Consider the following 8,386-nt stretch of genomic DNA (forward strand, 5'->3'; position numbering starts at 1 on the left):
CGCCTGCGCCTGCCCGGCCCCCGACACCGCCGACACCGCGACCCAGAAGATACCGGTGACCGCATGACCAGGATCGCCATCGTCGGCATGGCCTGCCGCTATCCCGACGCCACCAACCCCCATGAACTGTGGGACAACGCCGTCGCCGGACGGCGCGCGTTCCGCCGGCTCCCCGACGTCCGGATGAACCTGGACGACTACTGGGACGCCGACCCGACCACCCCCGACACCTTCTACGCCCGCAACGCCGCGGTCATCGAGGGCTACGAATTCGACCGGATCGCCCACAAGATCGCGGGCAGCACCTTCCGGTCCACCGACCTCACCCACTGGCTGGCCCTGGACACCGCGGGCCGCGCGCTCGCCGACGCCGGGTTCGCCGGCGGCGAGGGCCTGCCCCGCGAGCGCACCGGCGTCGTCGTCGGCAACACCCTCACCGGCGAGTTCTCCCGCGCCAACGTGATGCGGCTGCGCTGGCCGTACGTCCGCAGGGTGATGGCCTCCGCCCTCAAGGAACAGGACATCTGGGACGACGAGCGCATCGCCGAGTTCCTGGACGACGTCGAGCTCGCGTACAAGGAGCCGTTCCCGGCGATCGACGAGGACACCCTCGCCGGCGGTCTCGCCAACACCATCGCCGGTCGGATCTGCAACCACTTCGACCTCAACGGCGGCGGCTACACCGTCGACGGCGCCTGCTCGTCCTCACTGCTCTCGGTCACCACCGCGGGCACCGCCCTGATCAACGGCGACCTCGACGTCGCCGTCGCGGGCGGTGTGGACCTGTCCATCGACCCCTTCGAGATCATCGGCTTCGCCAAGACCGGTGCCCTCGCCAAGGGCGAGATGAAGCTCTACGACCGAGGCTCCAACGGCTTCTGGCCCGGCGAGGGCTGCGGCATGATCGTGCTGATGCGCGAAGAGGACGCCCTCGCGGCCGGCCACCGCATCTACGCGACCATCGCGGGCTGGGGCGTCTCCTCCGACGGCCAGGGCGGCATCACCCGCCCCGAGGTCAGCGGCTACCAGCTGGCCCTGCGCCGCGCCTACGAGAAGGCCGGCTTCGGCATCGAGACCGTCCGGCTCTTCGAGGGCCACGGCACCGGCACCGCCGTCGGCGACGCCACCGAGCTCACCGCCCTCATGGGCGCCCGCCGGGCCGCCGACCCCGAGGCGCCGCTCGCGGCCATCACGTCCATCAAGGGCATGATCGGCCACACCAAGGCCGCCGCCGGCGTCGCCGGTCTGATCAAGGCTGCCATGGCCGTCAACCACCAGACCCTGCCGCCCGCGATCGGCACCACCGACCCGCACGAGCTGCTCGGCGACGAGAAGGCCAACCTCAAGGCGCTGCGCAAGGCCGAGGCCTGGCCCGAGAACGCGCCCCGGCGCGCCGGCGTCACCGCCATGGGCTTCGGCGGAATCAACACCCACGTCGTCCTCGACGAGCCCGCCGGCCGGCGCCGCACGGCACCGAGCCGTCGCTCCGCCGCCCTGGCGCACGCCCTCCAGGATGCCGAACTGCTGGTCGTCGAAGGCGATTCGGCCAAGGCGCTGCGCGCCCGGCTCAAAGAGGTCGCCGCCTTCGCCGCGCAGGTCTCCTACGGTCAGGTCGCCGACCTCGCCGCCACCCTCCAGCGCGAACTGCGCGGCCTCGCGCACCGCGCGGCCGTCGTCGTCACCTCCCCGGAGGACGCCGAGCGCCGCCTGACCCACCTGGCCGACCTGCTGGAGTCCGGCGAGACGGCGTACACCGCCGCCGACGGCCGCAGCTTCCTCGGCCGCGCCTCCGGCCCGGCCCGGATCGGCTTCCTCTTCCCCGGCCAGGGTTCCGGCCACGGCACCGGCGGCGGCGCGCTGCGCCGGCGCTTCCCGGAAGCCGCCGAGGTCTTCGACCGGGCCGCGCTGCCCAGCACCGGCGACATGGTCGCCACCGACGTGGCCCAGCCGCGCATCGCCACCGGCTCCGCCGCGGGCCTGCGGGTGCTCGACGCGCTGCGCCTGGAGGCCTCCGTCGCCGTCGGCCACAGCCTCGGCGAACTCTCCGCCCTGCACTGGTCGGGCGCCCTCGACGAGGACACCCTCCTCGAGGCGGCGCGGGTGCGCGGCAAAGCGATGGCCGAGCACAGCTCCTCCGGCACCATGGCCTCGCTCAGCGTGAAGCCCGAGCGGGCCGAGCAGCTCATCGAGGGCCTGTCCGTCGTCATCGCCGGATACAACGGCCCCGAGCAGACGGTCGTCGCGGGACCGGTCGACGAGATCGAGGAGGTGCGGCGCCGGGCCGAACGGTCCGAGATCCCCTGCACCCCCCTGAACGTCTCGCACGCCTTCCACTCCCCGCTGGTCGCCGCCTCCGCCGCGTCCTTCGGCGGCTGGCTGGCGGACGCAGCCGTCGGCACCGTCGCGGGCCGGGTGGTCTCCACCGTCACCGGCGAGGAACTGACCCCCACCACCGACCTGACCACCCTGCTCGCCGAGCAGATCACCGGCCCGGTCCGCTTCACCCAGGCGGTCAGCGAAGCCGCCCGCGGCATCGACCTGTTCGTCGAGGTCGGTCCCGGCCGGGTGCTCAGCTCGCTGGCCCGCGCCACCACCGGCGTCCCCGCCGTCGCGCTCAACACCGACGACGAGTCCCTGCGCAGCCTGCTGCAGGTGGCCGGCGCCGCGTACGTGGCGGGCGCGCCGGTCGACCTGGAGCGACTGTTCCAGGACCGGCTGATCCGGCCCCTGGAGGTCGGCCAGGAGTTCTCCTTCCTCGCCAACCCCTGCGAGCAGGCCCCGCGCGACCTCCCGCGGACCGACCAGGCGCAGCGCGTCGAGCAGGCCGCCAGGGCCAAGGCCAAGGCCACCGCCACGGCCGCTGTCAAGGCGTCGCCGAAGACCGCCGCCGCCCAGGACACCGCCGCCGCGGCGGAGCCCGCGGAGGAGGGTCCCGCCAGCGGCGTCGACGCGCTCGAAGTGCTGCGCGCCCTCGTCGCCGAGCGCGCCGAGCTGCCCGCCGACCTCGTCGACCCGGACAGCCGGCTCCTCGACGACCTGCACATGAGCTCCATCACCGTCGGCCAGATCGTCAACCAGGCTGCGTCCCGCCTCGGGATCGCCGCCGCCCAGGTGCCGACCAACTTCGCCACCGCCACCCTGGCCGAACTGGCCGAGGCGCTCGACACCCTGGTCAGCACCGGCGGCGCCGTCCCCGAGTCCGAGACGCCCGTCGTCGCGGGCGCGGCCCCCTGGGCCCGGCCGTTCGCCGTCGACCTCGACGAGGTCACCCGCCCGTACGGCGTCACCGACGGAACCGACGGCTCCTGGGAGCTGTTCGGCTCCGCGGACCACCCCTACGCCGAGCAGCTCCGCACAGCGCTGGCCGCCGCCGGTCTCGGCTCCGGCGTCCTCGCCGTCCTCGTCAAGGACTGCCCCCGCAAGGAGGTCGAGGAGGTCCTGGCCGCCGCCAAGAGCGCGCTCGCCGGGGACCGGGCCCGCCGCTTCGTCCTCGTCCAGGACGGCCGCGGCGCGGCCGGTCTGGCCAAGACGCTGCACCTGGAGGCCCCGCACCTGCGCACCACCGTCGTCCACACCCCGGGGACCGAGGACGTCGTGGAGCGGGTCGTGGCCGAGGTGGCGGCGACCACCCGGTTCGCCGAGGTCCACTACGACCAGGCCGGGGTGCGCCGGGTGCCGACGCTGCGGGCGCTGCCCGTGAGGCCGGAGCGCACCGACGCACCGCTCGACGACACCGACGTGATGCTCGTGACGGGAGGCGGCAAGGGCATCTCCGCCGAGTGCGCCCTCGCCGTGGCCCAGAGGACCGGCGCCGCGCTCGCCGTCCTCGGCCGGTCCGACCCCGCCCAGGACACCGAGCTCGCCGAGAACCTCGAACGGATGCGCGCCGGTGGCGTGCGGGTGCACTACGCCCGCGCCGACGTCACCGTCGCCGAGCAGGTCACGGCCGCCGTCACCGAACTGACCGAGGCGCTCGGCCCGATCACCGGCCTCCTGCACGGTGCCGGGCTCAACCAGCCCGGCGCGCTGACCGGCCTCACCGGCCAGGACTTCGACCGCACCTTCGGCCCCAAGGTCGACGGACTGCGCACGGTCCTCGACGCGATCGGCCCCGAGCAGCTCAAGCTCCTCGTCAGCTTCGGCAGCATCATCGGCCGCGCCGGCCTGCGCGGCGAGGCGCACTACGCCACCGCCAACGAGTGGCTGGCCGACCTCACCGAGGACGTGGCCCGCGCCCACCCGAACATCCGCGCCCGCTGCATGGAGTGGTCGGTGTGGTCCGGCGTCGGCATGGGCGAGAAGCTGTCCGTCGTCGAGTCGCTCTCCCGCGAGGGCATCGTGCCGGTCTCCCCGGACCAGGGCGTGGCGATCCTGCTGAGGCTGATCGAGGACCCGGACGCCCCCGTCGTCACGGTCATCAGCGGCCGTACCGAGGGCATCGACACCGTACGGCGCGACCTGCCCGCGCTGCCGATGCTGCGCTTCACCGGTGACCCGCTGGTGCGCTACCACGGCGTCGAACTGGTCACCGAGGTCGAGCTGAACGCGGGCACCGACCCGTACCTGGCCGACCACCTGCTCGACGGCAACCTGCTGCTGCCCGCCGTCATCGGCATGGAGGCGATGACCCAGGTCGCGTCCGCCGTCACCGGCCGCACCGGCACCGCCCCCGTCATCGAGGGCGCCAGGTTCCTGCGCCCGATCGTGGTGCCGCCCAACGGCAGCACCCGGATCCGGATCGCGGCGACCGTCACCGACACCGACACCGTCGACGTGGCCATCCACGCCGAGGACACCGGCTTCGTCGCCGAGCACTTCCGGGCCCGGCTGATCTTCGGCGGGACCCCGGCGCCGGACGGCCCGCCGCTCCAGGTGCCCGACGACACCCCGGTCGTCCCGCTGGACCCGGCCGTCGACCTGTACGGCGGAGTCCTGTTCCAGGGCGCCCGATTCCAGCGGCTGCGCCGCTTCCACCGGGCCGCCGCACGGCACGTGGACGCCGAGGTCGCCGTCCAGCAGCAGCCCGAGGGCTGGTTCGCCGGCTTCCTGCCGGGCGAGCTGCTGCTCGCCGACCCGGGCATGCGCGACGCGCTCATGCACGGCAACCAGGTGTGCGTCCCGGACGCCACGCTGCTGCCCTCGGGCGTGGAGCGGATCCACACTCTCGGTGCCGGCTCGCACGTCCCCGACCAGCTGCGCTACACCGCGGTCGAGCGCAGCCGGGACGGCGACACCTACGTGTACGACATCGCCGTGCGCGACGCGGGCGGCACCGTCGTCGAGCGCTGGGAAGGACTGACCCTGCACGCGGTGCGCAAGACCGACGGGTCCGGCCCGTGGGTCGCGCCGCTGCTCGGCCCGTACCTGGAGCGCTCCCTCGAGGAGGTCGTCGGCAGCCGCGTCGCGGTCGCCGTCGAGCCGCACGGTGACGCCCCGGCGGGTTCCGTCGCCCAGCGGCGCGGCTTCACCGCCGACGCCGCCGCGCGGGCCCTCGGCAGCCCCGTCGCGGTACGGCACCGTCCGGACGGGCGGCCCGAACTGGAGCCCGGCCGGCACATGTCGATGTCGGCGGCGCACGGCCTGGGGGTCACCCTCAGCGCCGTCTCCGACACCGAGGTCGCCTGTGACATCGAGGCGGTCAGCATGCGCTCGGCACACGAGTGGCGCGGGCTGCTCGGGGACCACGCGCCGGTCGCGGAGCTGGTCGCCAAGGAGACCGGCGAGGCCCCGGACACCGCGGCCACCCGCGTGTGGGGAGCCGTGGAATGCCTGCGCAAGGCCGGCATCATGGCGGGCGCGCCGCTGACGGTGCTGCCGCGCCGCAAGGACGCCTGGGTGGTCTTCGCCGCCGGCGACCTGCGGATCGCGACCTTCGTCACCGCGCTGCGCGACGCTCTGGAGCCCGCCGTCTTCGCCTTCCTCACCCATGAGACACCTCTTGCCGAAGGGCGGTCCTAGACCATGGCGGACGACTACTTCGAGTACCGGCACACGGTCGGCTTCGAGGAGACCAACCTCGTCGGCAACGTCTACTACGTGAACTACCTCCGCTGGCAGGGCCGCTGCCGCGAGCTGTTCCTGCAGCAGAAGGCACCGGACGTGCTCGCCGAGGTCCAGGCCGACCTCAAGCTGTTCACGCTGAAGGTGGACTGCGAGTTCTTCGCGGAGATCACCGCCTTCGACGAGCTGTCCATCCGGATGCGCCTGTCCGAGCTGGGCCAGACGCAGCTGGAGTTCACCTTCGACTACGTCAAGGTGACCGGTGGGGCCGAGGTGCTGATCGCGCGCGGCCGCCAGCGGATCGCTTGCATGCGCGGCCCGAACACCAACACGGTGCCCTCGCGCATCCCGGACGGCCTCGCCCGTGCCCTGGAGCCGTACAGCACCCAGAACCGGGCGCTGGCCGGACGGGCCGCATGAGCACCCTGACCGTCGCGCCGCCGCGGGACGCCGTCACCGGCGACCCCGCGCGGCTGCGGCGGGCCCTCGGGTCCTTCGCGACGGGCGTCACCGTCGTCACGGTCGGCGGCGCGACCCCGCGCGGCATGACCGCCAACTCCTTCACGTCGGTGTCGCTGGACCCGGCCCTCGTGCTGCTGTGCGTGGGCAACGACGCCGTCATGAACCGGGTCCTCGCCGAGGCCGACACCTTCGCGGTGTCGGTGCTCGGCGCCGGCCAGGAGGACGTGGCCCGGCACTTCGCCGACCGCTCCCGGCCGCTCGGCGCGGCCCAGTTCGACGCCGTCGACTGGCTGCCCGGACCCGCCACCGCCGCCCCCGTGATCGCGGGGGCGGCGGCCCATTTCGAGTGCGCCCGCTGGCGCGCGTACGACGGCGGCGACCACACCATCCACATCGGGCGGGTGCTCGCCCTGGACGAACTGCCCGGCCGCGAGCCGCTGGTGTTCCACGGCGGCCGTTTCCGGCAGGTCGTGCCGCAGCAGCCGGGGGGTCACCGATGAGCGTGCACCCACCCGGACCGCCGTTCTGGGCGCTGCCGGGGCTGCTGCGCAAGCTGGCGGTCGACCGGCTGGGCATGATGCGGGAGGCGGCCGAGCTGGCCGACGCCGTCCGGGTGAACATGGGCCCGAAGAAGCTCTACGTCTTCAACCGGCCCGACTACGCCAAGCACGTCCTCGCCGACAACGCGGCCAACTACCACAAGGGCATCGGCCTGGTGGAGTCCCGCAAGGTGCTCGGTGACGGCCTGCTCACCAGCGAGGGCGAGCTGTGGCGCAAGCAGCGCCGCACCGTGCAGCCCGCGTTCAAGCCGGGGCGGATCGCCGCCCAGGCCGGCGCGGTGGCCGAGGAGTCCGGACGGCTCGTGGAGCTCCTGCGCGGCCGCGCAGGAGACACGCCGGTCGACGTCCTCCAGGAGGTCACCGGGTTCACCCTCGGGGTGCTCGGACGGACCCTGATGGACACCTCCCTGGAGGGCCACGACGGCATCGCGCACGCCTTCGAGGCCGTGCAGGACCAGGCCATGTTCGACATGGTCACGCAGGGCCTGGTGCCGACCCGGCTGCCGTTCGGCACCCAGCGTCGCTTCCGCGCCGCTCGCCGGGAGCTGACCCGGACCGTCGACGAACTGGTCGCCGACCGGGGCGCGCGGATGAGCGAGGACGACGGCGCGGACGACGCGTTCGCCCGCATGATCCTCGCCGCCCGCGCGCACCCGGACCCGGCCACCGGGCGCAGGCTGCTCCAGGAGGAGCTGGTCACGCTGTTGCTCGCGGGGCACGAGACGACGGCCAGCACGCTCGGCTGGACGCTGCTGCTCCTCGCCCGCCACCCGCATGTGCGGGACCTGGTGCGCGAGGAGGCCAGGGCGGTGCTCGCGGGGGGCCGGCTGCCGGACGCCGAGGATCTGCACAAGCTGGAGTACACGACGCAGGTGGTGCAGGAGGCCATGCGGCTCTATCCGCCGGTGTGGATCCTGCCCCGGATCGCCCAGGCGGCCGACGAGGTCGGCGGGTTCACCGTCTCGGCCGGGTCCGACGTGCTGGTCTGCCCCTACACGATGCACCGGCACCCGGACCTGTGGGACGACCCGGAGCGCTTCGACCCGGGCCGCTTCGACCCGTCTCGGGTGGCGAACCGGCCGCGGTACGCGTACATCCCGTTCGGGGCGGGACCGCGGTTCTGCGTCGGCAGCAACCTCGGGATGATGGAGGCGGTGTTCGCCACCGCGCTCGTCACCCGGGACCTCGACCTGGCCGTGGTGCCGGGGCACGAGGGCGTCGCGGAGCCGATGATGTCGCTGCGGATGCGCGGCGGACTGCCGATGACGGTCCGCCCGGTGGGCTGAGCACACGCGCTCGCTCCGGGACACGACGAGAGGGGCGGGGCCCCGTAAAAGGGGGCGGCCCCCGCGGGGGGTGCGGGG

4 protein-coding genes are annotated in these 8,386 nt (G+C 73.9%); all 4 read left to right on the forward strand.

All coding sequences use genetic code 11. From position 1 onward, the window contains the following. Positions 1-63 precede the first annotated feature (63 nt). The 4 genes from ACFW6A_RS34485 to ACFW6A_RS34500 are packed head-to-tail and all read left to right on the forward strand — an operon-like array spanning position 64 to position 8,308. Positions 64-5,958 (forward strand): SDR family NAD(P)-dependent oxidoreductase, encoded by a 5,895-nt coding sequence (locus ACFW6A_RS34485; protein WP_386645528.1) that lies wholly within the window; start codon positions 64-66, stop codon positions 5,956-5,958. A gap of 3 nt (positions 5,959-5,961) precedes the next feature. Next, complete coding sequence (locus ACFW6A_RS34490) at positions 5,962-6,420, forward strand: acyl-CoA thioesterase (protein WP_384882116.1); 459 nt, start codon at positions 5,962-5,964, stop codon at positions 6,418-6,420. Then, a complete protein-coding gene (locus ACFW6A_RS34495) occupies positions 6,417-6,962 on the forward strand; it encodes a flavin reductase family protein (protein ID WP_384882118.1) in 546 nt (181 codons plus the stop codon). Before ACFW6A_RS34490 ends, ACFW6A_RS34495 begins: the two co-directional genes overlap by 4 nt. Beyond that, a complete protein-coding gene (locus ACFW6A_RS34500; RefSeq protein WP_386476797.1) occupies positions 6,959-8,308 on the forward strand; it encodes a cytochrome P450 in 1,350 nt (449 codons plus the stop codon). Before ACFW6A_RS34495 ends, ACFW6A_RS34500 begins: the two co-directional genes overlap by 4 nt. Positions 8,309-8,386 lie beyond the last annotated feature (78 nt).

The organism is Streptomyces sp. NPDC058758, assembly GCF_042746075.1.
Classification (GTDB): Bacteria; Actinomycetota; Actinomycetes; order Streptomycetales; family Streptomycetaceae; genus Streptomyces.

Excerpts from the sequence above, each read along its gene's own strand:
- ACFW6A_RS34485 (WP_386645528.1), top strand. The coding sequence starts at position 64 with ATGACCAGGATCGCCATCGTCGGCATGGCCTGCCGCTATCCCGACGCC.
- ACFW6A_RS34490 (WP_384882116.1), top strand. The coding sequence starts at position 5,962 with ATGGCGGACGACTACTTCGAGTACCGGCACACGGTCGGCTTCGAGGAG.
- ACFW6A_RS34495 (WP_384882118.1), top strand. The coding sequence starts at position 6,417 with ATGAGCACCCTGACCGTCGCGCCGCCGCGGGACGCCGTCACCGGCGAC.
- ACFW6A_RS34500 (WP_386476797.1), top strand. The coding sequence starts at position 6,959 with ATGAGCGTGCACCCACCCGGACCGCCGTTCTGGGCGCTGCCGGGGCTG.